The sequence below is a fragment of the Hansschlegelia beijingensis genome (assembly GCF_045505405.1).
In the GTDB taxonomy this organism is placed as follows: domain Bacteria; phylum Pseudomonadota; class Alphaproteobacteria; order Rhizobiales; family Methylopilaceae; genus Methylopila; species Methylopila beijingensis_A.
Map to the genome: position 1 here is coordinate 1 of NZ_JBJKEX010000665.1, position 720 is coordinate 720.

Annotated in this window: 1 protein-coding gene; it reads left to right on the forward strand. The window is 74.3% G+C overall.

Going from position 1 to position 720, the window contains the following annotated elements; translation table 11 throughout:
* The coding region (locus ACIKT0_RS19495) for an MBL fold metallo-hydrolase (protein ID WP_407106914.1) at window positions 1-624 on the forward strand (624 nt) is incomplete at its 5' end.
* Window positions 625-720: the final 96 nt, after the last annotated feature.

Consider the following 720-nt stretch of genomic DNA (forward strand, 5'->3'; position numbering starts at 1 on the left):
GCGGTCGGGGCGCCGATCGTCGGGGCCGGGCCTCACCGCACGTTCCGCCCGCCGCACGAGGGCGAGGCGGCACGGCTCGACGCGGGGGTCGACGGGACCTATAGGCCCGATCAGCAGATGTCCGACGGCGACGTCGTCTCCGGGCCCGGATGGTCCCTGAGGGCGGTCGCAACCCCGGGCCACACCGCGAACCATCTGGCGTTCGCGCTGCCGGAGGCGGGACTGCTGCTCTCGGGCGATCACGTGATGGGCTGGTCGACGACCATCGTCGCGCCGCCCGACGGCTCCATGGCCGCCTATATGGCGTCGCTCGAGAAGCTGCTGGAGAGGCCGGAGGAGCTTTATCTGCCCGGCCATGGCCCGGTGGTGCGCAACGCCCGCGGCTTCGTGCGCCAGCTCATCGGCCACCGCCGCATGCGCGAGGCCGCGATCCGCAGCCGGCTGGAGGAGGGCGCCCGCACGATCCCCGAACTGGTCGCGGAGCTCTACCGGGACCTCGATCCCCGGCTGAAGGGCGCGGCCGGGCTGTCCGTCTTCGCGCATCTCGAGGAGTTGGTCGCCCGCGGCGACGCGGCCACCGATGGCCCGCCAGGTCTCGCCGCGATCTACCGGCGCGCCGGCTGAGGCCGGTCAGGGCACGGCGTTCGCCGCCGCGGCGAGATCCGCCAGGAAGCTCTTGATGCGCGCCGCCCCCGCGCCGAAGTCGACGCCCCCGACCCG